Genomic DNA, 25,182 nt, shown 5'->3' on the forward strand with positions numbered 1-25,182 from the left:
GAATAATAGCGTCTATTATCAAGTATCATTCCTGCCAGCCCCGAATGGATCGGGCGCCGGATAAAAGGAGCTGTTGCGCGGCAACGGATTCGCCGCGTCGAGCCATAAGCATTGAACGGTCGGATCTATCCCTGCACAAACCCATCCATCGGCGTCCCTCGCATCTGTGGTGCTGGAGTGCGCGTCGGTACGTCAGGTTCGAACACAAAAAAAGCCCCGGCAAGGCTGTCACACCTTCAGGGGCTTCATCGCCTGCCCGTCGATCCGACATCATTGGCGGACGCGGGCGATTTGCTTCACTTGCTTAGTAAGATGCACAGCGCGCCGCCTCACCGTCAATATCAAAAATGGTCAGCGGCTCGGATTTTCCGCCATCAGCATTTCGCTGGCGTCGATGATGGCGGCGGCGACCGCCTCGATGGTCGTCCGCCGGGCCATGGCGCGTTCGCGGATGAAGCGGTAGGCCTCCTCCTCGGTGATCCGCCGCTGCTCGATCAGGATCGACTTGGCTTTACTCACCTTCTTGATGCCGTCCAGCCGCTGCTCGACCTTCTGGAGGCGCTTGCGCATGCTGCGCTCGCCCTCCGCGGCGCGGTGGGCCATGAACATGGTGGTCAGCAGGCCGAAGGCGCGGATCGGCTTGCTGACGAAGCCGCGCACCCCGTAATCGACCAGGGCTTTCAGCACGGTCGGGCTCTCATAATCGAGCACGGCGACGATGGGCGGCCCGTCGTCGGCGCTGGACCAGGACAGCCGTCCCTGTCCCGACAGCAGCTGGGTCATGTCGAGGAAGATCACATCGACGCCGCTGGGGCGGTCCTTGGGCGGCGGCCATTCGGACCGGGCTTGGCAGCCGATGCGGTGGAGCTGGCGCAGCAGCTCCTCCGCCTCGGCGTCCTGCGGGTGGATGACCACGACGCGAAACGAGCGGATGTCGCGGAGCAGGTTGATCGACATGCGGCGTTCGCCCCGTTTGCAGTCAGACCGCGGCCTGCCGCCGCCAGCGGATGTCCGCCTCGTCGGCAGCGTTGTGATCCACCAGATACGGATCGGGCTTCATCGCCACCGGCGAGTCCGCGACGATCTCGAACCGGCCATCCGCATCGACCCGGCCGACACGCGGCCACAGGTAGGTGTGGTTGTTGTCGGGATCGATCCGCACCCGCCCCTGGGGCGCATCGAACTCCTGCCCGAAGATGGCGTCGCGCAGCCGGTCGGTGTCCATGCAGTTGGCGATGCGCAGGGCCTGGGCGAACAGATGGACCTGGAAATAGGCGGCCTCGCACGACGCGTTGGTCCGCTCATGCTCCCCGAACCGCTCGCGGTAGCGGGCGACGAAACGGCGGTTCGCCTCGCTGTCGATGGAATCGAAATAGGGGGCGGCGGTGACATGCCCGCGCGAGGCGGCGACGCCGATGTCGCTGATTTCCGCCTCGCTGGTGGTCAGGCTGGCAATCGGCATCCGCGCCGGATCGAACCCCGCCTCGGCATAGGCGTGGTAGAGATGGGCGGTGGCGGCGCCGACCACGGTGGAGAAGATGAAGTCCGGCTGCTTGCGCCGGATGTCGCGGATGACCGGGGCGAACGCCTTCTGCGTCGCATTCAGCGGCAGGTACTTCTCGGCGAGGATCTTGCCCGACCGCTGGAGCACCAGTTCCCGCATGATCCGGCTGGATTCATAGGGATAGATGTAATCCGACCCTACCATGTAGACGCGGCTGCCATATTCCCGCGTCAGATAGTCGGCCAGCTGCCGGCCGTTCTGGTTGGGGGCGGCGCCGGTGTAGATGACGTTGCGCGAGCATTCGAACCCCTCGTAGAGGGTCGAATAGAGCAGCAGCCCGTTGCGCCGCTCCACCACCGGCAGGATCGCCTTGCGCGTGCTCGACATGTAGCAGCCGAACAGGACGCTGACCCGCTCCTCGGTCATCAGCCGCTCGGCGAGCGCCGCGAACAGCGCCGGATCGGATTGCGGATCCTCGACGATGGGCAGGATCTCGCGGCCGTTGACCCCGCCGCCGGCATTGATCTCCTCGATCGCCATCAGCGTGCCCTGGAGCTGGGTGCGTTCGATTCCCGCCGTGACCCCGGTCTGCGAGAACAGCACGCCGACTCTCCACGGTTCACCGCTCTTGGGGGTACAATCCATCTGCATCCACCTCTTCGTCGAACTCGCAGCCGCAATCCGCACCCAGGCCAACCGGTGGCGATCCGGTTTAAAATAAAACAAAAAAAACCCCAATCAGGGCGGTCGGCCCGGATTGGAGCGCCATTGCTCCGGCCCGCTCCATCACGTCGGGACCCGCTGAAACCCAGCCGCGGCCCCCTGGCGTGACGTCGGACAGATATGTGCCCCCATACTATGACAAGGCCGGATTGTTTGGCGACTCCTGTTTTGCGCGGCATCGGCTCGAAGGGCCGCTCACAGGGCCGCCACCCCCTCCCGCGTCAGGGTGACCGGCGAGGCGTTGGGCGGCCACAGCAGGTCGGACTCGACCCCCATCCAGCGGCAGAGCACCGGCCAGGTGCCGGCATGGGCGACGATCAGCAGCGGACTGCCGTCGCCGGGCACCGGCAGCCCGTCGAGCGCCGCGGTGACGCGGGCGCGGAAGCCGGTCAGGCTTTCGCCGTTCGGCACCTCCTCCCGCAGCAGGTCGGCCGGGATGGCGCCGCCTTCGAGATCGCCCCAGCGCCGCTCCTCCAGCCCGGCCACGGGAACCACCGGAACGCCCAGCGCCTCCGCCAGGATGCCCGCCGTCTCCAGGGCCCGGCGCTGCGGGCTGCTGTGGACCGCAGTCACTGACTGTCCCCCTGCGAGCAGGCCAGCGGCGGCCTCCCGCGCCTGCGCCCGGCCCCGCTCGGTCAGCGCCACGTCCTTCGAGCCGGCGAGCCAGCCGCCGAGATTGCTCTCCGTCTCGCCGTGCCGGCAGAAGATTACCGACCTCAGCATGACAGCCGCTCCGCCAGATCGGCGAAGCCGCCGAGGATGCCGTCATGCGGCAGGCCGTCGAGCGGGACGCGGGCATAGCCGTAGGGAACCACAAGCACCCGCGCCACCCCGGCGGCGCGGGCGGCTGCCACGTCATGCTCGTTGTCGCCGACGAAGACGGTTTGCGCCGGTTCGACCCCCAGCCGCTCCAGCAGCCCCAGCACCGGTTCCGGCGACGGCTTGCGGGACGGGTAGCTGTCGCCGCCGACCACCGCGGCGAAGCGGCCGGCGATGCCCAGATCGTCGAGCAGCCGCAGGGTGGCCGCCATCGGCTTGTTGGTGCAGACGCCGAGCCGCAGCCCGGCCTCCGCCAGCCGGTCCAGCGTTTCGGCGACGCCGGGGTAGAGCGTGCTGTGGGCGCTGGGGTCGGCCCCGTAGATCGCCAGGAAGCGTTCGAGACAGCGGGCGGCCTCGTCCGCAGCCGGAACCCCGCCGGTGGCGGCCAGCACGCGCTCCACCAGCTTGGGCGCTCCGTCGCCGACGAAGGAGCGCACCGCCGCCAGATCGACCGGCGGGCGTCGCAGCTCGGCGAGCAGGGCGTTGGAGGCATGCATCAGGTCGGCCACGCTGTCCACCAGCGTGCCGTCGAGGTCGAAGGCGACGGCGCGGATGGCGGGGCGGTTGAGGCTGTCGGCGGTATCGGTCACGATTGCGGCACCTTACTGGCGAAGGAAGCGGGCCTTGTCGGCCGCGAGGTCGAGGATGATCGGGGCATCCGGGGGGAGCAGAGCATCGCCCGCCTGATGCGGCGCGTCCACCTGAACCAGCTGCCCGCCGACATCCACCGCATAGCGGATGGAGGCGCCGAGGAACTCGCGGTGGCGGACGGTGCCGGTCAGCCGGGCCTGTCCGGGGGTCGGCGGCTGGCCGTCGGCGCGGATGGCGAGGTTCTGCGGCCGGAACATCAGCTTGCCGCCAGCCCCAATTCCCGCTCCCGCCTCCACCGCCGGCAGCGTCACCGGGGTGAAGCCGTTGCCGACGAAGGCGCGGCCCCCGGCCCCGTCGTCCCGCACGGCACCGTCCAGCACGTTGGCAGTGCCGAGGAAGCCGGCGACGAACAGGTTCGCCGGATGGTCGTAGAGATCCTGCGGGGTGCCGACCTGCTGCACCCGCCCGTCCTCCATCACCGCGATGCGGTCGCAGATGGTGTTGGCCTCCTCTTGGTCGTGGGTGACGAAGATGGTGGTCAGGCCGAGTTTGCGCTGGAGGCTCAGCAGTTCCTGGCGCATCTGCACGCGCAGCTTGGCGTCGAGGTTCGACAGCGGCTCGTCGAGCAGCAGCACCTTCGGCTCGATCACGATGGTGCGGGCCAGCGCGACGCGCTGCTGCTGGCCGCCCGACAGCTGCGAGGGGCGGCGGTCGGCCAGATGCTTCAGCCCGACCAGTTCGAGGGCGGCGTCCACCCGCCGCTCGATCTCGGCGCGGGAGACGCGGCGCTCCTCCAGCCCGAAGGCGACGTTGCGGCGCACGGTCATGTGCGGCCACAGCGCGTAGCTCTGGAACACCATGCCGACGTCGCGCCGGTGCGGCGGCAGGCCGGAGATGTCGCGCCCGCCGATGCGGACCTCGCCGCGCTGGGCGGTGTTGAAGCCGGCGATCAGGCGCAGCAGCGTGGTCTTGCCGCAGCCCGAGGGGCCGAGGAAGGCGAAGAACTCGCCGGGCTTGATGGCGAGGTCCACGTCCTTCAGCACATGGTTGCTGCCGTAGGACAGGTTGACGCCCTCGATGTCGACGCCGACGCTCTGGATTTGCGCGGCGAGCGCTGCCGGGGAAAACTGGTGGTTCATGGCGATGGCTTCCCTCAGTGGTCCTGGCCGCGCTCACGGCGGCCGCGCTCGATGACGACGTGCGACAGGTAGGTGCCCAAGCCCACGATGATGACGGCGAAGATGCCAAGCGCCGCCCCCGGACCGCGCCCGGCCGCCGACTGCATATAGACGTAGAGGCCGTAGGCCAGCGGCGCGTCGCTTTGCGAATGCACCAGCATGATGGTCGCCGACAGCTCGACCGCCGCGGTGGCGAAGCTGGTGACGAAGCCGGCCAAGATGCCGCCGGACATCAGCGGCACGACGATGCGCCCGACGGTGCGCAGCTTGGTGGCGCCGAGATTCTCGGCCGCCTCCTCCAGCGAGGAGCTGACCTGCTGCAAGGCGGCGGTGCAGGCGCGCAACGCGTAGGGCAGACGGCGGATCGCCAGCGCGAAGACCAGGATCAGCCAGAAGTTCGACAGCGGCTGGCCGGTGAAGGGCATCGGCACGCCGTAGAAGCTGCGCAGATAGCCGATGCCCAGCACGACGCCCGGCACCGCCAGCGCCGCCATCGCGATGTAATCCAGCCATTGCCGCCCCGGCAGCTTGGTGCGCAGGACCAGATAGGCGATGGCGGTGCCGATCACCACGTCGAGCAGCGCCGCCAGCGAGGCGTAGAGCAGCGTGTTGGTGATGTACTGCCCGCTCTCGGAGAAGACCGTGTGGTAGTGCTTCAGCGTGAAGGCGTCGGGCAGCGGGCTGAAGGACCAGATGGTGGCGAAGGACAGCAGGCCGAGCCCGACATGCGGCGCCAGCACCAGCACCAGGATCAGCAGCACGATGCCATAGGCCGCCACCATCTCCAGTGGCTTCAAGCGCCGCTTGGCCAGACCGCCGCCGCCGCGCTGCACCGTGGCGTAGTCCTTGCCGCGCATCGCCAGCGCCGACACCCAGAGCGCCAGCAGCGAGCAGGCGATCAGCACGACGGAGATGACGTAGCCCATCGGGTCGGCGATGCCGATGGAGGAGATGCGCAGGTAGGCCTGCGGCGCCAGCATGTCGTTGACGTTCAGCAGCAGCGGCGTGCCGAGATCGTCGAACACCTTGATGAAGACCAGCGAGGCGCCGGCGACGTAGCCCGGCATCGCCAGCGGGAAGACGATGCGGCGGAACAGGCGGAAACCGTGACAGCCGAGATTCTGCGCCGATTCCTCCATCGCCCGGTCGATGTTCTTCAGGCTGGCCGACAGGTTGATCAGGATGAAGGGGAAATAATGGATGCTCTGGACGAAGATGACGCCGTTCAGCCCCTCCATGAAGGGGATCGAAAAGCCGAAATGGTCGCGCAGCAGCAGGTTGACCGAGCCGTTGCGCCCGAACAGCAGCTGCATCGCCACCGCGCCGATGAAGGGCGGCATGATCAGCGGGATGATGCCCAGGCTCTGGATCAGCACCGAGCCGCGGAACTCGAAGCGTGTGGTCAGGTAGGCCAGCGGCAGCGCCAGCAGGCTCGCCACCACCACCGACATCGCCGAGACGTAGAAGGAGTTGCCGAACGACCGCATGAACAGGTCGTTCTGGAAGAAGTCGGCGAAGTTCACCAGGGTGAAGGCGCCGGTCGTCTTGTCCTGGAAAGCGACGAAGATGACCTGGACCACCGGAACGACCAGGAACAGCAGCAGGAATGCGGCGATCAGCAGCGCGGCCAGCGCCGGCCCCGGCCGCACGCGCGCGATGCGGTCGCGCGTGAGCGCAAGTGACGTCATGGAAAGGCCCGTGAACTGGGGAGGAGGGAGGGGGCGCGACCGGCGCGTCCCCCATGCACGGCGCGCCGGCGCGTCAGCGCGCCAGGGCAGCCGCCTCGTCGGCCTTCTTGCGGGCGTTGGCGTAGTTCTCCTTGGCGAAGGCGGCCCACTTCTGCTCGACCTGCGCCTGACGCTCCGGCACCGCGTCCTTGGCCGACTTGCGCTCCACCGTGAAGGCGCCGGCCAGCTGCGGGTCGGCAGCCTGCTCCGCCGTCACCGGCATGGCGGCGACGAGGTCGCGCGCCTCGCCCAGCAAGGTCTTGGCCTTGTCGTTCGGCTTCTTGGCGAGCGCCGCCTCGGCCTTGTGGATGGCCTGGGTCGCCGCCTTGAGGTCGTCGAGCTGGAAGGTGACGAGCTGGTCGAACAGCGCGTCCACCACATTGTAGCGGGCCTGCGAGACGTTGACGTCGAAGTTCACCTGGGCGCCCAGCGACTTGTCCTTGAACGGGTTGGGATAGCCAGCGGGGGCCTTCTCGTAGGTGACCGGGTTGACCGGCAGGCGGCGGATCGCCGGCTCCAGCAGGACCTCCTGCCCCTTGGGCGACAGTAGGAAATCGACGAAGCCCTCGGCGGCGGCCTTGTTGGGAGCGTTCTTCACGACGCCGACATTGGCCGGGACGATGGTGGTGACGGTCGGATAGACGAACTCCACCGGGAAGCCCGAGGCCTGCGACGACAGCGCGAAGAAGTCGATGACGATGCCGACGCCGAAGGCGCCGGAATTCACCCCGTCCGGCACGCCGAAGCTGCGCTCGGTGATGGTGCGGTAGTTGCCGGCCATCTCCTTGTTGGTGCGCCAGCCCTTTTCCCAGCCCTCGCCCTGGAGGATCGTCTCGATGGTCAGGTGCGTCGTGCCGGAGCGCGACGGGGCGGATATCGCGACATGGTCGTAATAGGCCGGCTTGGTCAGGTCGGCCCATTCCTTGGGGATCGGCAGGTCGTTGGCCTTCATGTAGCGGCTGTTCCACATGATGCCGTAGCCGGACGCGGCGAAGCCGGCATACATCCCCTCGGGATCGTTGACCGGATAGGCGCCGACCTTCTCGGGAATGCCCTCGACCTTGGGCTTGTAGGGCTGGAGCAGCCCGGCGCCCTTCAGCACCTCGAAGGCGTCGGGAGCCGACGCCCAGAACAGGTCGACGCCGTTGTTGGACGCGGTTTCCTGGAGATACTTCACGCCCGCGTTGGTGTTGCGGTTCAGGATCTCGACTGTGACCTTGGGGTTGGCCTTCTGGTAGGCCTGCTGGAAGGCAGTCGTCATGTCCTTGGGGAAGGAGGTGACGATGACCAGCTTGCCGCTGGCATCCTGCGCGAAGGCGGCGGTTCCGGACAGCAGCAGGACGGCCAGGGCGGCGGCGGCGTTGCGCACGGTGCGCGAGGTGCGAAGCATGGGTGTTGTCCCTCCCTTGATATCTTATGCTCGTCTGTTCAGCAATCGGTGTGCCAGACGGTCAGCCCTTGCACGCTCTGGCTTTGCACGGCATCGATGGGTCAGGACGGGAACATCGCCCGGCTTTCCTGGGTAATGCGGGGAACATCCCCGGCCCCCCGCTTTTTCACTCTTCCGCGAAATCGTCCCGGCTCAGGCCGTGATGGCGCATCTTCAGGTAGAGGGTCTTGCGGGTGATGCCCAGCCGCTCCGCCGTCTCGCCGACCCGGCCGCCGCAGCGGGCCAGCGCGTCCTCGATCAGTTGCTTCTCGACGCGGTCGAGCCGGTCGGCCAGCGGCTCGATCTCCGCCGATCCGGCCATGCCGGCAGATGTGGCGGAAGCGCCGACCGGTGCCAGCCCGTCGCCCAGCCCGAGCGCCACCCGTTCGGCGACGTTGCGCAGCTCGCGGACATTGCCGGGCCAGCCATGGGCGGCGAGGCGCGCCAGCAAGGCGGGGTCGAGCGGCGGCGGCGTCCGGCGCGACCGCGCCAGGGCCGCGTCGAGGAAATGGCGGAACAGCAGCGCCACGTCGCCGCGCCGTTCGCGCAAGGGCGGCAGCGGCACGGTGACGACGTTCAGGCGGTAATAGAGATCCTCGCGGAACTTCCCCTCCGCCGCCAGCCGCAGCAAATCCACCTTGGTCGCCGCCACCACCCGCAGATCCAGCGGGATTGTCCGGTTGCCGCCGATCCGCTCGATCGCCCGCTCCTGCAACACGCGCAGCAGCTTGACCTGGAGATGCATCGGCATGCTCTCGATCTCGTCGAGGAACAGGGTGCCGCCGGCCGCATATTCCAGCTTGCCGATGCGCCGCGCCTGCGCCCCGGTGAAGGCGCCCGGCTCGTGGCCGAACAGCTCGCTCTCGATGATGGTGTCGGGCATGGCACCGCAGTTCAGCGCCACGAAATTGCCGGCACGCCGCCGGCCGCCCTCGTGCAGGCTGCGCGCGACCAGCTCCTTCCCCGTCCCGGTCTCGCCGAACAGCAGCACGTCGACCTCGGCGTCGGCGAGGTTCGCCACGGCGGCCCGCAGATGTTCGATGGCCGGCGAACGGCCGATGATCCGCCCCTCCGGCCCGCCCTCGGCCAGTTGCGCCCGCAGGCGGCGGTTCTCCAGCACCAGCCCGCGATGGACGAGCGCGCGCCGCACCACCTCGACCAGATGGTCGGGCTCGGCCGGCTTCTCGATGAAGTCGTAGGCGCCCTCGCGGACCGCGCGCATCGCCATGGCGATGTCGCCGTGGCCGGTGACCAGCACCACCGGCACCTCCGCGTCCGCCGCGCGCACCCGCTCCAGCAGGGCGAAGCCGTCCATCCCCGGCATGCGCACGTCGGTCACCACCACGCCGGGCCAGGAGGCCCCGAGCCGGGCCAGCCCGGCCTCCGGCTCCGTCACCGCCTCGACGGCGAAGCCCTCCAGCTCCAGCGTCTGGCGGCTGGAATCGAGCACTTCCGGATCGTCGTCGATCAGCAGGACAGTCATGGGCAAGACTTTCACGCGCGGGTCAAGGTGAGGACGAAGGCGGTTCCATCGGGGCCGCTCTCGGCCACCGACAGCACGCCGCCGAAGTCGCGGACGATGTTGTAGGAGATCGACAGGCCGAGACCCAGCCCCGTCCCCACCGGCTTGGTGGTGAAGAAGGGATCGAAGACCTGGGCGACCGGATCGGCGGCGATGCCGGATCCGCTGTCGCGCACCTCGATGCGGACGGCGCCACCCTCCTCGCCCCTGCTCTTCTCCCCGTCCTCCCCGTCCTCAATAACCTCGGCGCGGATCAGGATGTGGCGGACCGGCGCGCCGGCCACGGCGTCCAGCGCGTTGCTCAGCAGATTGACCAGAACCTGCTCCAGCCGCACCTCCTCGGCGCGGACCCGCAAGGGCGTGCCGGAGGCGGGGTCGGCATCCGGCAGCGCCAGTTCGACCGCGACCGCCTCCTCGCGCAGGCGGTTGCCGAACAGCGACAAAGCGCCCTGGATCACCGGCGCCAGCTCCACCGCGCCCAGCCGGCTGTCGGGACGGCGGGCGAAGCGCTTCAGATGGTTGGTGATGTTCGCCATGCGGGCCGTCAGGTCGGCGATCTTGCCGAGATTGCCCTCGGCCTCCTCCACTCGGCCCAGCCCGATCAGCTTGCGGCCGTTGTGGGCGTAGGATCGGATGGCGGCGAGCGGCTGGTTCAGCTCGTGCCCGACCCCGGCAGCGAGCTGGCCGAGCGCCGCCAGCTTGCCGGCCTGCACCAGCTCCGCCTGCGCCTCGCGCAGCTCGCGTTCGGTACGCTGGTGTTCGGCGATGGCGCGCTCCAGCCGGTCGTTGGTGGCGCGCAGGTCGGTGGTGCGCTCCTGCACCGTGCGCTCCAGCACATGCTGGGCTTCCAGCCGCTCGGTCATGTCGGTGAGGGTGACGATGAAGCGCTGCCGCTGGCGCCGCCAGAAGGGACGGACGCCGACCTGCACCGGAACCGCGCCGCCGTCCGGGCGGCGCCCGGTCGCCAGGATGGACAGGGTGGGCGCCGGACCGTCGCCCCCGCCGGGCATCTGGGCCTGTGGCACCTGGGCGAAGAAGGCCGCGAGGCGGGCTGCGGCCTCCGCGTCTAGACGGTCGGCGAGGCGCCCGGCGTCCGCTCCCCCTCCCTCCCCTTCACGGGCCCGGCCGCCGGGCGGTGGCGCGATCAGAGCGGCGGCGAGCGGGTTGACGAACTCGATCACGCCCTGCGCGTCGGTGATCGCCAGCCCGGCCTGCGCATTGTCGATGATCGCCTGGGCGTTCGCCTCCTCCACCGCGATGGCGGTGTCGCGGAAGACCAGCAGCGCCGCCGCCATGTCCGACAGCTCGTCGCCGCCGCCGAGCGGAATGTCGGCCTTGAGGTCGCCGGCAGCGATGGCGCGGGCGGCATCGCCCAACCGGGTCAGGCGGGAGATCAGGTTGCGGTTGACGTAGAGCCAGGCCACCAGCACCGCCACCAGCAGGCTGACCGCGGCACTCGCCAGCAGGGCGGAGCGGCCGAACGCCACCGCCCCGGCGGACCGGGCGGCGGCGGCGCGGGAATCCTGCTCCACCGCCTGGACCTGCCGGGCGATCAACCCGTTCAGCCGGGCGACGATGTCGCGGTTCTCCGCCAGCAGGGCCTGTCCGCGCGCCGCCGTCTCCAGCTCTTCCCGGCGCAGCGCCGGCACGCTGCCGTCGGCCCCGCGCGCGAGGTCGAGAAGCTGGCCCACCAGCTGCCGCAGCGAGACGCCGTCCGCCCAGCCGGCCAGCGCCGTCAGGTCGCGTTGCAGCCGGTCGGCGGTCTCGTCCAGGAAACCGGCATTGTCGTCGAGCAGCTCCGCCGTGGCGAGCGTCGCCGCCCGCGCGACCAGCCCGACCGCGAGGTTTCCGTTGGCGCTGATCTGCAACAGCGCCTCGCTGCGCCGGTTCTCCTCGCGCAGGATGCGGACGGCATCGGCCGACGGCCTCCCGCTCTCCACCGTGGCGAGCGCGCTCTGGATGTTGAAGCGGGCGTCGGCGACCAGCGGATCGATCTCGTCGAGGAAATCGGCATGCAGCCAGCGCAGCCGTTCGATAGCCTCCTGGTTCCGGCGGGCGAGCGCCAGCCGTTGGCGCACCGTGCCGTCCAGCTCCGACAGATTGCGGCCGAGCGAGTCCACCACCGGGCGCAGACCGGGAACGCCGCCCTCGATGGCGTCGGTCAGCGCCCTCAGGGTGGTCAGGCGGCGGCCGAGCGCGTCGCGGATCGCGTCCATCTCGTCCTCGGTCCGGCTGCCGGCCAGGATGGGCGCGGTGGCGATGATGGCGCCGCCCTCCTCCGCCAGCTTGGCGGCGACGCCCAGGGCCGGCAGGTGGCTTTCGGCGAACTCGTCCAGCGTGCCGCCCAGCCGGTCGTAGGACAGCCAGCCGAGCGCGCAGGCCACCACCGACAGGGTGGCAACCGCGACGAAGGCGAGGAACAGGCGGACCCGGATGCCGAAGCGCAGCCTGTCCGGCTGGTCCGCCAGACCGCCGGAAGTGGGCGGCGCCAACGCGCTCACGGCCAGACCCCTTCGCCGGCCGCCGCGCGCAGGATCACCAGCGCGCGTTCGGCCGCCGACAGCGCCGTTTCCAGCCGGGCCTGCGAGAAGGCGCGCCATTCCTCCTCCAACTCGCCCTGCCGGGCGGACACCGGCATGCCGCGCGCCGGCCGGCGCAGGGCGGTCGAGAAGGCCGGGTCGATGGCCTGGGCAGCATCGACCGGGACCGCCGTCGCCGCCTCGCGAGCCGTGCGCAGCAGGTCGCGCGCGGTCGGATCGGGGGTGGCCGCGAGACGGCTCTCGCCCTGATGGATCAGGTGCCAGACGCGGTTGAGCGTCTTCACGCGAAACGTGATCAACTCGTCGAACAGCAGGTTGACCAGCTCATAGCGGCGGCCGGACAGGGCGCGGTCGAAGAGGAACAGGTCGTCGCCGGTCTCCCGCGCGTAAGGGGCGGGATAGCCGGCGGGTGCCGCGGCGTAGGCGTCAGGGCGCACCGGCAAGCGCCCGATGTCGGGACGCAGCATCAGGGTCTGCCCGGCCGGCGACAGCAGGAAATCGATGAACAGGTTCGCCCCCGCCGGATTGGGGGCGCTGCGCAGGATCGCCACGCTGGCGGGCAGGAACACGCCGTCGGCCGGATAGGCGAAACGCAGACCGCGGTTGTCCGGTTTGGTGTCTCCCTGCTCCCCGCCCTCGCGCGGCCCGGACTCCTGCCGGGTCCCCTGCCCCAGGAAATCGATGGCCAGCCCGATGCCGAAGCGCCCCTTGCCGACGCCCTCCACCACGCCATAGCTGCGCGCCGTCACGGTCGCCAGATTGCCGGCGATCTCCAGCCATGTCGCCCAGCCGCGCTCCCAGCCATGCAGTTGCAGAACCGTCTCCACCATCAGATGCATGGTGCCGGAGCGCGACGGCGAGGTGATGCCAAGATGCCGGGCATAGCCGGGCCGGCGCAGATCCTCCCAGCGTCGCGGGGCGGTGAGGCCATGGCGGTCCAGATAGGACTGGTCCCAGATCAGCCCGTATCCCGATAGCGCGAAGCCGAGATAGAGGCCGTCGGGGTCGTCGATGGGCTGGTTGCCGACGGTCGCCGGGGCGCCGGTCGGACGCGGCGCCACCGGCGCCAGCAGCCTGGCGGCCTTCAGCACCTCGAAGGCGTCGGGGGCCGAGGCCCAGAAGAGGTCGACGTCCTTCGCCACGCGATCCTGCAACTGGGTGATCGCCGCGGTCGTCTTGGTGTTGATCACATGCAGGCGTTGGTCGGGATAAGCCTGCTCGAACGCGTCGCGCACCGGCTCGTAAAAGGCGGCGGGAAAGGACGTCAGGACGGTGATCGCCTCCGCCCCGCCCGGCAGCTCCTGGCCGGAAGCCCCGGCACCCGGCAGCAGCAGGACCATGCCCGCCACCGTCCGCACCACCCAAACGCCAAGACGACCGACCATGCTGCGTCCACCGACAACGACTTCCCAATGCGGGACAGCTTGCATGCGGCAGTATTGTTTTGATAGCCAGCAAAATTCCGGCCGGTGGCGCCGCCGCCGATGCCGGCCGCCGGTCTCACCCCCGGCAGGTCAGCCGGCGGCGGTGACCGGCCGGCAACGGCAGCGCGCCATGGATAGCCGCGAGGTCGCGCAGCCGCTCCGCCACCGGCGGTTCGAACGGGACGACCCGCCGCGTCGTCAGATCGGCATGGACGGACAGCTGCTCCATCGTCGCGGCGAGCGTGCCGTCGTCGGCGCGGCGCAGCTCCATCAGACTGACAAGACGCTTGGCGTCGGCCTCCAGCAGCCGCAGCGCCAGCGTCAGCGGCGTGCCGGCGGTCAGCTCCCGCTTGTAGCTGACCGCGACGTCGACCACGAACAGCCCCTTCCGGGCCTCGCCGGTGTAGGTCTCCCCCAGCCCCCAGCGCTCTTGCAGGGCACAGCCGACCTCGTCGAACAGGGCGACATAGCGCGCCATGTTCATGTGGCCGTAGAGGTCGATCCACTCCTCCGCGACCCGCAGCGGTCCGGAGGTCAGGATTTCGGTGGGAAGCGGCGGCAGGACGGCGCCGCTCATCCGAACACCCCCGCGTGGGTATCGCGAAGCTGCGCCTTCTGCACCTTGCCCATGCTGTTGCGCGGCAGCTCGTCCACTACCACCACGCGCTTGGGCTGCTTGTAGCGGGCAAGCCGGTCCTTCAGGGCGGCGGCGATGGCGGCCTCGGTGACGGGCGCCGTCCCGTCCGCAACCACGACGGCGACGACGGCCTCGCCGAAATCGGGATGGGGGATGCCGATCACGGCGCTTTCCAGCACGCCGGGCAGTTCGTCGATCTCGCCCTCGACCTCCTTGGGATAGACGTTGAAGCCGCCGCTGATGATCAGATCCTTGCCGCGCCCGACGATGTGGACATAGCCCCGCCCGTCGACACGGCCGAGGTCGCCGGTGATGAAGAAGCCGTCCGGCCGGAACTCCGACGCCGTCTTCTCCGGCATGCGCCAGTAGCCCTTGAAGACGTTGGGGCCGCGCACCTCGATGGCACCGATGGCGTCGCCCGGCAGCGGCGCGCCGGTCGCCGGGTCGGCGATGCGCAGCGCGACGCCGGGCAGCGGGAAGCCGACGGTGCCGGCCACGCGGTCGCCGTCATAGGGGTTGGAGGTCAGCATGCCGGTCTCGGTCATGCCGTAGCGCTCCAGGATGCGGTGGCCGGTGCGCTCCTCCCAGGCGCGGTGGGTCTCGGCCAGCAGCGGGGCGGAGCCGGAGACGAACAGCCGGATCGACCGGCACGCCGCGGGCGTCAACCCCTCCTGGCCGAGCAGGCGGGTGTAGAAGGTCGGCACCCCCATCATCACCGTGGCGGCCGGCAGCCGGGCCAGCAGGTCGACCGGGTCAAAGCGCGGCAGCAGGACCATCGAGGCGCCGGACAGCAGCACAAGGTTGCAGGCGACGAACAGCCCGTGGGTGTGGAAGATCGGCAGGGCGTGCAGCAGCACGTCGTCCGGGCCGAAGCGCCATTCGGCCTGGAGCACCCGCGCGTTGGACAGCAGGTTCTCCTGCGTCAGCATCGCCCCCTTCGACCGCCCGGTGGTGCCCGAGGTGTAGAGGATGGCGGCCAGATCGTCGGGCCCGCGCGGAACGGTGGCGAAGTTGTCCGGCTGTCCGGCCGCCGCCTCGATCAGGCTGCCCTGCCCGCGCGCGTCCAACGTGCGCACCGGGATGGTCCCGGCCAGCGCCACCGTGGCATCGAGACGCGCCGGATCGCAGACCACCAGGGCCGGTTCGGCGTCGCCGACGAAATAGCTCAGCTCCGCCGGGGTATAGGCGGTGTTCAGCGGCAGATAGACCATTCCGGCCCGCAGGCAGGCGAGATACAGCACCAGCGCCTCGACCGACTTCTCGACCTGCACGGCGACGCGGTCGCCGGGGCGCACACCGGCGGCGGCCAGCGCATTCGCCATGCGGCCGGTGGCGGCGCGTAGCGAGCCATAGGAGAGCCGTCCGCCGTCCGCCGTCTCGATGGCAAGGCGGGTGGGGTCGATGACCGGGTTCAGCAGATGGTCGAAAAGGGTGTGGGACATGGTCGGGTTCCGCGATGGCCGGGAGCCGGACGGTGCCGCCCCGGATGATGGAAGTCAGGAGATCGACTGGGCCTCCGACGGCGGGAACACGTCGCGCAGCCATTGCCGGATCGCGGCGATGACCGGCGTGTTCCATTTCTGCGCCGGAGCGATGAGGTAGTAGCCGCCGATGGTGACGTCGCTGCGCACCATCTCCACCAGTTCGCCGCTGGCGAGATTGTCGATGACCAGCAGGTCGCTGACCAGCGCCACCCCGCGCCCGAGCCGGGCGGCCTCGATGGTCAGATGGGCCTGCCACAGGCGCGGACCGCGCAGCCGCGGCAGGTCGCCGACGCCGGCCTCCTCCAGCCACGCCTCCCACATGCCGGTGGACTGCTCGTGGATCAGCGGCAGCCCGACCAGATCGGCGGCGGTCCGCACGTCGGGATAGCGCGCCTTGAACTCCGGGCTGGCGATGGCGAGGATGCGCGGCTTGGCGAACATCTCGGCGCGCAGCCCCTCGGCGACGGTGGCGGCACCGTCCTCCAGATACATGATCTCGACATCGGCCTCGCCGCGGCTGAAATCGGGCCGGGCGGAGGTCGGTTGCAGGATCACCTCGCGCCCGTCCATCGCCGCCTCCAGGTCCGGCAGCCGGCCGAGCAGGCGGCGCGAGGCCAGACCGGCAAGGCAGCAGATGTGCACCGCCTCGATCCCGCCGTTGCGCAGCTCGTTGCTGGCGTCGGCGATCAGATCGAAGGCGCGGTGCATCTGGGCGGCGAAGCGGGTGCCCTCACGGGTCAGGGACAGGCCCCGCCCCGACTTGGTCACCAGCTTGACGCCGACGGACTGCTCCAGGTTCTGGATGTGGCGCGACACCACGGTGTGCGACACCGCCAGCTCGTCGGCGGCGGCGCGGACGGTGCCCAGCCGGGCAAAGACGTCGAAGGCGCGAAGCGCGAGGAGCGGAGGAAGGCGGCGCGCCATGCGGGGCTGGGTCATCGGGGCGGTGTAAGGCGGGGCAGTGTGCAACGGGGCGGATCCGATGCCATCATGAAGCATTTTCGCCAGCACCGCACGCGCGCCGTTTCCGCCCCCCTCCTTCGGCGTCCGCCCGCCCATCCTCACACCACCGCGGCGCTGCGCAGCGCCTCGATGTCGGCGGCGGCGAAGCCCAGCTCGGCCAGAATGGCGTCGGTGTGCTCGCCCAGCCGCGGCGCCGGGGCCTCGGCCGCCAGCGGGGCGCCCTGCATGTGGATCGGCACGGCGGCGAAGCGCTTGCCGGAGTTCGGCGGCACCTCCACCACCATGCCGCGGTGGACCACCTGCGGGTCGATCAGCGCGTCGGCCACGCTGTTGATCGGGCTGGACGGCACGTCCGCCGCCTCCAGCCGCTCCAGCCACTCGTCGCGGGTGCGGCCGGCGAAGACCGGAACCAGCAGCGGCTCAAGCTCCGCATGGTGCGCGTTGCGCAGGGAGCCGGTGAGGAAGCGCGGGTCGGCGAGCAGATGTTGCAGCCCCATGGCGCCGACCAGCCGCTCCCACTGCTCGTTGGTGTCGACGCAGACGGCGATGGGCTTGTCGGCAGTGGGGAAGGACTGGAAGGGGGCGATCAGCGGATGGCGGCTGCCCAGCGCGCGCGGCACGTCGCCGGCATTCAGATAGCGGGCGATGGCGTTCTCCATCAGCGCCAGCTGGCAATCCAGCATCGCCACGTCGATGAAGCTGCCCTCCCCGGTGGCAGCCCGCTTCTGCAAGGCCGACAGGATGCCGATGGTGGCGAACAGGCTCGACCCGATGTCGCCGATGGAGGCGCCGACGCGGGCCGGCTGGCCGCCGGGTTCGCCGGTGATGCTCATCATGCCGGACATCGCCTGGGCCACCACGTCGAAGCAGGGCCGGTGGCGGTAGGGGCCGCCCTGCCCGAAGCCGGAGATCGAGGCGTAAACCAGTTTCGGGTTGACCGGCTTCAGGTCGTCGTAGCCCAGCCCCAGCCGGTCCATCGTGCCGGCCCGGTTGTTCTCCACCAGCACGTCGCTGGTGGCGACGATGCGCCTGAAGATCTCCTTTCCCTTCTCCTCCTTCAAGTTGAGCGTAAGGCTCCGCTTGTTGCGGTTGACGCTCATGAAGTAAATGCTCTCGTCGTCGCTGAAGGGGGCGATGACGCGGGTGAAATCGCCCTTGCCCGGACGCTCGATCTTGATGACGTCGGCCCCCAGCGCGCCGAGCAGCCAAGTGCTGTAGGGGCCGGCCAACATGTGGGTGAGATCGACAACGCGCACGCCGGCCAGCGGGCCGTCCCGGCGTTGGGTTTCCGTGTTGGTCATGAGCGGTCCTTCGGGGCTGCCGGACGCCGGTGGTCCGGGCCGGAGATGGCCGCGCCGCAAGGCGCCGACCAGGATTTGGACGGGAAAGGCATGCCCAAAGGCTTGCGCCGCGGCGCTCCGAAAACAATCGCTTAGTTTGGCCCAATCCGGTGCAGCAAACGCACCGGACGGCACCCTGTCATTGGTGCGCTCCATGCACCGGAGCGCAGACTTTTTTCTGCTTGTGACACGGAGGGTGTCCGGTATTCTCGATTGTGCCGGGAGCGCACCGGCGGCGATCGAGTTCTATGATGGACGCCGGGACATCTTCGCGTTCCCCGTGCCGCCCCGTCGCCTCGTCTTCCAATACTTGTTCGATGGACCCATCTTTGCACGCCGGCGCCCCACCGCCGGCGCAAGGGCTCCTGCAACCGTGAAAGGACGACCAGCGCGTGAAGCAGCTTTCGGGCAAGACCGCCATCGTCGGCGCTTATGAGTCCCCCCGCCGGGACGCACCGCGCGTTCATCCCTTCGCCCTCCAGATGGAGTGCATCCTGGGCGCGCTCGACGACGCCGGGCTGACGCTGACGGATGTGGACGGGCTTTGCGCGGCGTCGGGCGACTGGGCCGAGGGCGGCGGCACGATGGACGTCATCGAGCTGGCCGAGTATATCGGCATCCAGCCGACCTACGTGAACAGCACCGACGTCGGCGGCTGCTCCTATATCCTCCAGGCCGGTCAGGCCGCCGCCGCCATCGCCACCGGGCTGGCCGAGGTCGTGGTCATCAGCTATGCCGCCTGCCCGCGCTGGTGGCCGCTCTCCACCCCGTCCTTCGACCCCTTCGTCTTCCCGGCCGGGCCGGGCCAGTACGAGATCCCCTATGCGCCGACGCTGATCTCCACCTACGGGCTGTTCGCCCGGCGCCACATGGACCTCTATGGCACGACGCCGGAACAGCTGGCCCAGGTCGCCGTCACCTTCCGCGGCCACGCCGCCGCCAACCCCCAGGCCCGGCTGCGCAAGCCGATCACGGTGGAGGACGTGCTGGCCTCGCCGACGATCGCCTCGCCGCTGCACCGGCTGGACTGCTGCGTCGTCACCGACGGCGGCGGCGCGCTGGTGATGACCAGCCGCGAACGGGCGCGCGATTTGAAGCGCCGCCCGGTCTATCTCGCCGGCTATGGCGCTGCCGTCGCGCGGACCCAGAACAGCCAGATCCCTGACGACCTGACGACACCCGCCGCGCTGTCCGGCCCGCGCGCCTTCGCCATGGCCGGGATGACCCCCGCCGACATCGACGTGGCGCAGATCTACGATGCCTTCACCATCACGCCGATGCTGGCGCTGGAGGATCTGGGTTTCTGCGGACGCGGCGAGAGTGGCCCCTTCGTCGCGGCCGGCAATCTGGCGGCCGATGGCGGCAGCCTGCCGACCAACACCGACGGCGGCGGCCTGTCCTCCAACCATCCGGGCAAGCGCGGCATCTTCACCCTGATCGAGAGCGTCCGCCAGCTGCGCGGCGACGCCCCGGGCATCCAGGTGCCGGACGCCAAGGTCGCGCTGGCCCATGGCTTGGGCGGCACCTTCTGCTCCGCCGCCACCGCCATCCTCGCCGTGTAAGGGGGCATCCTCCATGACCGTGATGACCGTTCTGCCCATCCCCGACGAAACCTCCGCCCTCTTCTGGGAGGCCGCGCGTGAGGGGCGCTTCCTGATCCAGCGCTGCCCGGAGACCGGGCGGTACCAGTGGTACCCGCGCGCCCATTCGATCCACGCGCCCCACGCCACCCCGGAGTGGGTCGAGGCGAGCGGGCGGGGCGAACTGCTCAGCTATTCCATCGTCCATCGCGGCAACACGCGCGGCGATCCCTACACCTGCGCCCTGGTCCGGCTGGAGGAGGGCGTCACCGTCTTCTCGCGGATCGAGGGCGTCGCGGAGGCCGATCTGCGCAGCGGCCTGCCGCTCGCCGTCGCCTTCCACCGCCTGGACGACACCATCAGCCTGCCGATTTTCCGGCCCCCCGTTTGCCGGCCCCCAAGCACCGCAGGAGGGAGCGACGCATGACCGAGACCATCCACCTCGACGACATCGAACCGGGCGCCCGCGCGCTGTCCAGCCGCGTCACCGTGACCGAGGCGCACATCGTCTGGTTCGCCGGGCTGACCGGTGATTTCAACCCGCTGCACATGGACGCCGAGGCGGCCAGGGCGAACGGCTTCGGCCGCACCATCGCCCACGGCATGCTGACCCATTCGATGAGCACCGGCCTGCGCTCCGCCATCGACGACTGGGCGATCCTGGCTTTCCTGGAGACCCGCCGCCGCTTCGTCGGCCCGGTCTTCGCCGGCGACACCATCCAGTACGAGGCCGAGGTGCTGGAGGTCCGCCCCAGCGCGTCGAAGCCCGACCGCGGCATCGTCCGCGTCGGCATCACCGTCCGCAACCAGACGGGCGACACGGTGCAGGAGGGGGAGGATGTCTTCTCCATCGGACGCCAGGCCAAGGGGCAGGTGACGGCATGAGCATGCAGGATCGTCTGACGGGCCGCACGGCCTTCGTGACCGGCGGCGGCGGCGGCATCGGCCGCGCGGTGTGCGGGCGGCTGGCGGCCGAGGGCGCCGCCGTCATCGTCGCCGACATCGGCCTGGAACCGGCCGAGCGGGTCGCCGCGGCCCTGCGCGACGGCGGCGCCGACGCCTTCGCCGTGCAGCTCGACGTGGCCGACCGGGCGAGCTGGGAGGCGGCCGTCGCCGCCCTGCCCGAGCCGTTCCGCGCCGTCGATATCCTGGTCAACGTCGCCGGCATCGTCCGCGACCGCTCGCTCGTGAAGATGAGCGACGCGGACTGGAGCGCCGTCCTCGACGTCAATCTGCGCGGCACGTGGCTCGGCTGCCAGACCGCCTTCGGGCTGGTCGGCGACCGCGGCTGGGGCCGCATCGTCAACATCGCCTCCACCGCCATGCTCGGCACCTTCGGGCAGGCCAACTACTCGGCCTCCAAGGCCGGCGTGGTCGGGCTGACGCGGACGGCGGCGCTGGAAGGCGCCCGGCGCGGCATACTGGTCAACGCCGTCGCCCCCGGCGTGGTCGAGACCAGCATTGTCGAGGGCGTGCCGGAGGCGATCCGCGCGCAATGGGTCGGCAAGACCCCCATCGGCCGCCTCGGCAAGCCGGAGGAGATCGCCGCCATCGTCGCCTTCCTGGCGTCGGACGATGCGTCCTACATCACCGGCCAGACCATCGTCGCCGACGGCGGCGCCACCACCGGCGACTACTGAGCACTAAAACCAACGAAGCCGAAAACGGCATCCACGCAACACCGAACAGGGACGACGAACATGACGGACATCTCTCGCCGCGGGCTTCTGAAGACGGGCGGACTGGCCGGGGCGGCGCTGCTGTCCGGCGGCCTCGCCGGGACCGGCTTCGCCCGGCTGGCGGCCGCGCAAGACGATCCGCTCTACGCCGCCGCCCGCAAGGAAGGCGCGCTGACTCTCTATTGGGGCTCCTACGAGCAGCAGACGATGGAGGCGATCCGCGACGCCTTCAAGGCGAAGTATCCCGGCATCGAGGTCCAGCTTCTCCGCCAGGCCTCGCAGACCGTCTACACCCGCCTGCGGCTGGAATTGCAGAACGGCGTCGCCGAATGCGACTCCCTGGGCACCACCAACCTGCTGCACTACACCGAGCTGAAGAAGATCGGCGCGCTCGCCGCCTACGACCCGCCCGACGCGGCCATGCTGCCCGCCGCCTTCAAGGGGCTGGACAAGGATGCCATGTACCATGTCGGCGCCATCAGCCTGACCAGCATCAACTACGCACCGGGCAAGGTCTCCGCCCCGCCGACGAGTTGGATGGCGCTGCTGGAGGACCAATGGAAGGGCAAGATCACCACCGGCAGCCCCGCCTTCTCCGGCGACGTGGCGAGCTGGGTGGTCGCCATCCGCCGCAAGTACGGCGACGACTATCTGCGCCGCTTCGGCCAGCAGAAGCCGAAGGTCGGCCAGTCCAACGTCGACACCGTCACCGACATTTTGGCCGGCGAGCGCGTGGTCGGCTCCGGCGCGCCCTTCAGCTACACGCTGGCCCAGAAGGCTGCGGGCAACCCCATCGACGTCAGCGTGCCGACCGACGACGCCATCCTCAATCTCGGCCTGACCGGCATCCCGGTGAAGGCGCCCCACCCCAACGCCGCCCGGCTGTTCACTAACTTCCTCTATTCCAAGGAGGTCTCTGACATCCTGTCGAAGAACTACTGGCCGACGCTACGCACCGACGTCGCCTGGGCCGAGGGCCGCTCGCTGGACCAGTTGAAATGGTACCGCAACAGCGGCGACGACCTCGCCGCCGAAGTGGCCGAGGGCATCGCCAAGTGGAAGGAACTGGTGCGCTAGCCTCCCCGAAAGACTCCAAATCTCGGACCGGCGGCGGTTGCCACCCGGCCGCAGGTTCGGGAACACTCCATCATGCTGGGCCGCAGGGCCCATCCCTGGCAACGGGAGGCGGACCCAATGGGGGTCATTTCAACCAGTTCCCGCAGCGCCGAATCCCGTCCCGTCATGGCGCGGGTGCCGCTCGTCAGGGCGGCGGTCCTCGGCGCCGTCATCCTTCTCCTGGTGCTGCTGGTGGTCCAGCCCGTCGGCTGGGTGCTGTTCAACAGCCTGCACGACGACGCGACCGGCGCCTGGACCCTGAACAATTACGCGCGTGTCGTCCAGTCGGCCGAGCTGATCGAGCCGCTGGTCAATTCCCTGATCCTGGCCGCCGCCACGGCGCTGATCGCGGTCGGCATCGGCGTGCCGCTGGCCTGGCTGGTGTCGCGCACCGACCTGCCGTTCCGCCGCACCATCCGCGTCCTGACGCTGACCGCCTTCGTCACCCCGTCCTTCATCGGCGCCACCGGCTGGATCCTGCTGGCCGCGCCCAATTCGGGCTGGCTCAACACGGCGTGGCGCTGGCTGGCCGGCGACGGTGCCGGGGCGCCGCTGAACATCTATTCGATGGCCGGCGCCATCTTCGTCTGCGGCATCTACACCGTCCCCTACAGCTTCACCATGGTGTCGAGCGCGCTCGACGAGATGGCGGTGGAGCTGGAGGACGCGGCGACGACGCTGGGCTGCGGGGTGCTGCGGACGATGGTCAGCATCACCATTCCGCTGGCCGCACCGGCGGTGATCGCCAGCTTCATCCTGTCCTTCATCCAGGGTCTGACGCTGTTCGGCGTCCCGGCCTTCCTGCTGACGCCGACCGGCATCCCGGTGGTCACCACCAAGCTGGCCGAGTTCTACCAGCTCTTCCCGCCGGAAATCTATCTGGCCGCCGCCTACTGCATGCCGCTGCTGCTGGTCACCGGCGCCCTGTTCTGGATGCGCCGCCGCTATCTCGGCCGCAAGCAGTACGTCACCATCTCCGGCAAGACGCGCGCCGGGCGGCAGATCCGTCTCGGCGGCTGGCGCTGGCCCGCGCTGTTCCTCGCCCTGCTCATGCCGCTGGCGTCGGTCTTCCTGCCCTATGCCGCCCTGCTGCTGGTGTCGCTGACCCGCGCCTGGGGCCAGGGTCTGAGTTGGGAGAACCTGTCGCTCTACTGGTACTGGTGGGCGATCTTCGGCAATTCGGAAACCCACACCGCCATCGTCAACTCGCTGGTCTATTCGACGCTGGGGGCGACGCTGTGCGTGGCGCTCGGCACGGTGGTCGCCTACATCGTCGAGCGGCGGCTGATGGTCGGCGCCTCCCTGCTGGGGGCGGTGGCGACGGTGCCCATCGTCATCCCCGGCATCGTCCTGTCGGTCGGCTTCTTCGCCGCCTACACCCGCGCCCCCCTCAACCTCTACGGCACGCCGCTGCTGCTGATCGCCGCCTTCGCCGCCACCTTCCTGCCCATCGCCTATTCCCACGGCGGGTCGATCCTGAAGGGCATCGGGCCGGAGCTGGAGCGCGCCGCCCGCAGCCTGGGCGCCGGCGAGGCGCGGACCTTCCTGTCGATCACCCTGCCGCTGATGGGCGGTGGGCTGGTGTCGGGCTGGTTCCTGGTCTTCATCCCGATCATCCGCGAGCTGTCGGTCGCCGTCTTCCTGATCACGCCGAAGACCAACGTGATGACCACGCTGATCTACAACGCCAAGGACGGCGGCAATTACGAAGCCGTCTGCGCGATGAGCGTCCTTCTCCTCCTGATCACGCTGTTCCTCGTGGCGGTGGCCCGCCCGCTCGCCGGGTTGACCGGCGCCCGGCGCACCTCCCGCAAGACCGCCACGGCGGCCGGAGTTCCCTCATGAGCGGCATCCGCATCACCAATCTGCGCAAGTCCTTCGGCAGCTACACCGCGCTGCGCGGCATCGACCTCCAGGTTCCCAACGGCACGCTGCTGGCGCTGCTGGGGCCGTCGGGCTGCGGGAAATCGACCACCCTGCAATTGCTGGCCGGCTTCGAAAGCCCGACCGAGGGCGAGATCTGGGCCGACGACGTGCTGCTCTCCTCGCCACGCGGGGTGCTGCCGCCGGAGCGGCGCGGCATCTCGCTGGTCTTCCAGAACTACGCGGTCTGGCCGCACAAGACGGTGGCCGAGAATGTCGCCTTCGGGCTCAGCATCCGCCGCCTGCCCAAGGCCGAGATCGCCGAGCGGCTGACCCGCGCGCTGCGCACCGTCCGGCTGGAGGCCCTGCGCGACCGCTACCCGTCCGAGCTGTCGGGCGGCCAGCAGCAGCGCGTCGCGCTGGCCCGTGCGCTGGTGGTAGAGCCCTCCATCCTGCTGCTCGACGAGCCGCTGTCCAACCTCGACGCCCATCTGCGCGAGGAGATGCGCTTCGAGATCCGGCAGGTCCACGACCTTCTGGGCATCACCACCGTCTATGTCACCCACGATCAGTCGGAGGCGCTGGTCACCGCCGACCGCATCGCCGTGATGAAGGCGGGAGCGGTCCAGCAGTTCGGCACGCCCGAGGATGTGTTCGAGCGGCCGGCCAACGCCTTCGTCGCCCGCTTCATCGGCTCGAACAACGAGCTGCCCGGCACCGGCGAGGGCGAGGGCAGCATCCGCATCGGCGACCGCGTGCTGACCGCTCCCGACCGCAGCGGGGTGGCGCGCGGCGGTTCCGTCTCGCTCTGCGTGCGCCCTTCCAAGGTGCGGCTGGACGATGACGGCGGCCTGTCCTGCAACAGCCTGCCCGGCACGATCATCCGCTCCGCCTATCTCGGCGAGCATCGCGACGTGCTGGTCGACATCGGCGAGGGGCGGACGATCCGCGCCTTCGTGCCGCCGGAGCGGCGTTACGGACCGGGAGCGGTGACGACGGTCCATCTCCCCATCGACGCCTGCCAGATCCTGGCCCCCTCCGCCTGACGACCTTCCCTGGCGGC

The 25,182-nt window shown here is 69.8% G+C and carries 21 protein-coding genes; 7 read left to right on the top strand and 14 right to left on the bottom strand.

Going from position 1 to position 25,182, the window contains the following annotated elements; genetic code table 11:
- Nucleotides 1–351: 351 nt before the first annotated feature.
- The 14 genes from ABNQ38_RS30420 to ABNQ38_RS30485 form a co-directional block, all read right to left on the bottom strand.
- Complete coding sequence (locus tag ABNQ38_RS30420) at nucleotides 352–957, bottom strand: ANTAR domain-containing response regulator (protein ID WP_377811022.1); 606 nt, start codon at nucleotides 955–957, stop codon at nucleotides 352–354.
- Between the two features lie 22 nt (nucleotides 958–979).
- Complete coding sequence (locus ABNQ38_RS30425) at nucleotides 980–2,155, bottom strand: transporter substrate-binding domain-containing protein (RefSeq protein ID WP_377811023.1); 1,176 nt, start codon at nucleotides 2,153–2,155, stop codon at nucleotides 980–982.
- Between the two features lie 267 nt (nucleotides 2,156–2,422).
- Complete coding sequence (locus ABNQ38_RS30430; protein WP_377811024.1) at nucleotides 2,423–2,950, bottom strand: histidine phosphatase family protein; 528 nt, start codon at nucleotides 2,948–2,950, stop codon at nucleotides 2,423–2,425.
- Nucleotides 2,944–3,636: a phosphoglycolate phosphatase gene (gene gph / locus ABNQ38_RS30435; RefSeq protein ID WP_377811025.1), complete on the bottom strand. Its 693-nt coding sequence runs from the start codon at nucleotides 3,634–3,636 to the stop codon at nucleotides 2,944–2,946. The genes ABNQ38_RS30430 and gph overlap by 7 nt, the downstream gene beginning before the upstream one ends.
- A gap of 12 nt (nucleotides 3,637–3,648) precedes the next feature.
- Nucleotides 3,649–4,776 (bottom strand): ABC transporter ATP-binding protein, encoded by a 1,128-nt coding sequence (locus tag ABNQ38_RS30440; protein ID WP_377811026.1) that lies wholly within the window; start codon nucleotides 4,774–4,776, stop codon nucleotides 3,649–3,651.
- Nucleotides 4,777–4,790: 14 nt separating this feature from the next.
- Nucleotides 4,791–6,503 (bottom strand): ABC transporter permease, encoded by a 1,713-nt coding sequence (locus ABNQ38_RS30445; RefSeq protein WP_377811027.1) that lies wholly within the window; start codon nucleotides 6,501–6,503, stop codon nucleotides 4,791–4,793.
- Nucleotides 6,504–6,576: 73 nt separating this feature from the next.
- Nucleotides 6,577–7,932, bottom strand: coding sequence for an extracellular solute-binding protein (locus ABNQ38_RS30450; RefSeq protein ID WP_377811028.1), 1,356 nt, complete (start codon nucleotides 7,930–7,932; stop codon nucleotides 6,577–6,579).
- Between the two features lie 166 nt (nucleotides 7,933–8,098).
- Entirely contained in the window at nucleotides 8,099–9,454 is a 1,356-nt protein-coding gene (locus ABNQ38_RS30455; protein ID WP_377811029.1) for a sigma-54-dependent transcriptional regulator, read from the bottom strand.
- 11 nt (nucleotides 9,455–9,465) lie between these two features.
- Nucleotides 9,466–11,994 (bottom strand): ATP-binding protein, encoded by a 2,529-nt coding sequence (locus ABNQ38_RS30460; protein WP_377811030.1) that lies wholly within the window; start codon nucleotides 11,992–11,994, stop codon nucleotides 9,466–9,468.
- Nucleotides 11,991–13,418, bottom strand: a complete 1,428-nt coding sequence (locus tag ABNQ38_RS30465; protein ID WP_377811031.1) for an ABC transporter substrate-binding protein — start codon at nucleotides 13,416–13,418, stop codon at nucleotides 11,991–11,993. Before ABNQ38_RS30465 ends, ABNQ38_RS30460 begins: the two co-directional genes overlap by 4 nt.
- Nucleotides 13,419–13,533: 115 nt before the next feature.
- On the bottom strand, nucleotides 13,534–14,034 hold the full coding sequence (locus tag ABNQ38_RS30470) for a thioesterase family protein (protein ID WP_377811032.1): 501 nt from the start codon (nucleotides 14,032–14,034) through the stop codon (nucleotides 13,534–13,536).
- Complete coding sequence (locus ABNQ38_RS30475; protein ID WP_377811033.1) at nucleotides 14,031–15,536, bottom strand: malonyl-CoA synthase; 1,506 nt, start codon at nucleotides 15,534–15,536, stop codon at nucleotides 14,031–14,033. The genes ABNQ38_RS30470 and ABNQ38_RS30475 overlap by 4 nt, the downstream gene beginning before the upstream one ends.
- A 54-nt stretch (nucleotides 15,537–15,590) precedes the next feature.
- A complete protein-coding gene (locus ABNQ38_RS30480; protein WP_377811034.1) occupies nucleotides 15,591–16,547 on the bottom strand; it encodes a LysR substrate-binding domain-containing protein in 957 nt (318 codons plus the stop codon).
- 92 nt (nucleotides 16,548–16,639) lie between these two features.
- Complete coding sequence (locus tag ABNQ38_RS30485; protein ID WP_377811035.1) at nucleotides 16,640–17,842, bottom strand: CaiB/BaiF CoA transferase family protein; 1,203 nt, start codon at nucleotides 17,840–17,842, stop codon at nucleotides 16,640–16,642.
- Nucleotides 17,843–18,273: 431 nt separating this feature from the next.
- On the opposite strand from ABNQ38_RS30485, the gene ABNQ38_RS30490 reads away from it, so the two are divergent.
- The 7 genes from ABNQ38_RS30490 to ABNQ38_RS30520 all read left to right on the top strand — a co-directional run bounded on the left by ABNQ38_RS30490 (nucleotide 18,274) and on the right by ABNQ38_RS30520 (nucleotide 25,165).
- Complete coding sequence (locus ABNQ38_RS30490; protein WP_377811036.1) at nucleotides 18,274–19,443, top strand: hypothetical protein; 1,170 nt, start codon at nucleotides 18,274–18,276, stop codon at nucleotides 19,441–19,443.
- 13 nt (nucleotides 19,444–19,456) lie between these two features.
- Nucleotides 19,457–19,888: a Zn-ribbon domain-containing OB-fold protein gene (locus ABNQ38_RS30495; protein ID WP_377811037.1), complete on the top strand. Its 432-nt coding sequence runs from the start codon at nucleotides 19,457–19,459 to the stop codon at nucleotides 19,886–19,888.
- Entirely contained in the window at nucleotides 19,885–20,346 is a 462-nt protein-coding gene (locus ABNQ38_RS30500; RefSeq protein WP_377811038.1) for a MaoC family dehydratase, read from the top strand. Before ABNQ38_RS30495 ends, ABNQ38_RS30500 begins: the two co-directional genes overlap by 4 nt.
- A complete protein-coding gene (locus tag ABNQ38_RS30505; protein WP_377811039.1) occupies nucleotides 20,343–21,101 on the top strand; it encodes an SDR family oxidoreductase in 759 nt (252 codons plus the stop codon). Before ABNQ38_RS30500 ends, ABNQ38_RS30505 begins: the two co-directional genes overlap by 4 nt.
- Nucleotides 21,102–21,161: 60 nt before the next feature.
- Nucleotides 21,162–22,217, top strand: a complete 1,056-nt coding sequence (locus tag ABNQ38_RS30510; protein ID WP_377811040.1) for an extracellular solute-binding protein — start codon at nucleotides 21,162–21,164, stop codon at nucleotides 22,215–22,217.
- A 117-nt stretch (nucleotides 22,218–22,334) separates the two neighbouring features.
- On the top strand, nucleotides 22,335–24,101 hold the full coding sequence (locus ABNQ38_RS30515) for an ABC transporter permease (protein ID WP_377811041.1): 1,767 nt from the start codon (nucleotides 22,335–22,337) through the stop codon (nucleotides 24,099–24,101).
- Entirely contained in the window at nucleotides 24,098–25,165 is a 1,068-nt protein-coding gene (locus tag ABNQ38_RS30520; RefSeq protein ID WP_377811042.1) for an ABC transporter ATP-binding protein, read from the top strand. The genes ABNQ38_RS30515 and ABNQ38_RS30520 overlap by 4 nt, the downstream gene beginning before the upstream one ends.
- Nucleotides 25,166–25,182: the final 17 nt, after the last annotated feature.

The sequence above is a fragment of the Azospirillum sp. A29 genome (assembly GCF_042604625.1).
Taxonomy (GTDB): Bacteria; Pseudomonadota; Alphaproteobacteria; order Azospirillales; family Azospirillaceae; genus Azospirillum; species Azospirillum palustre.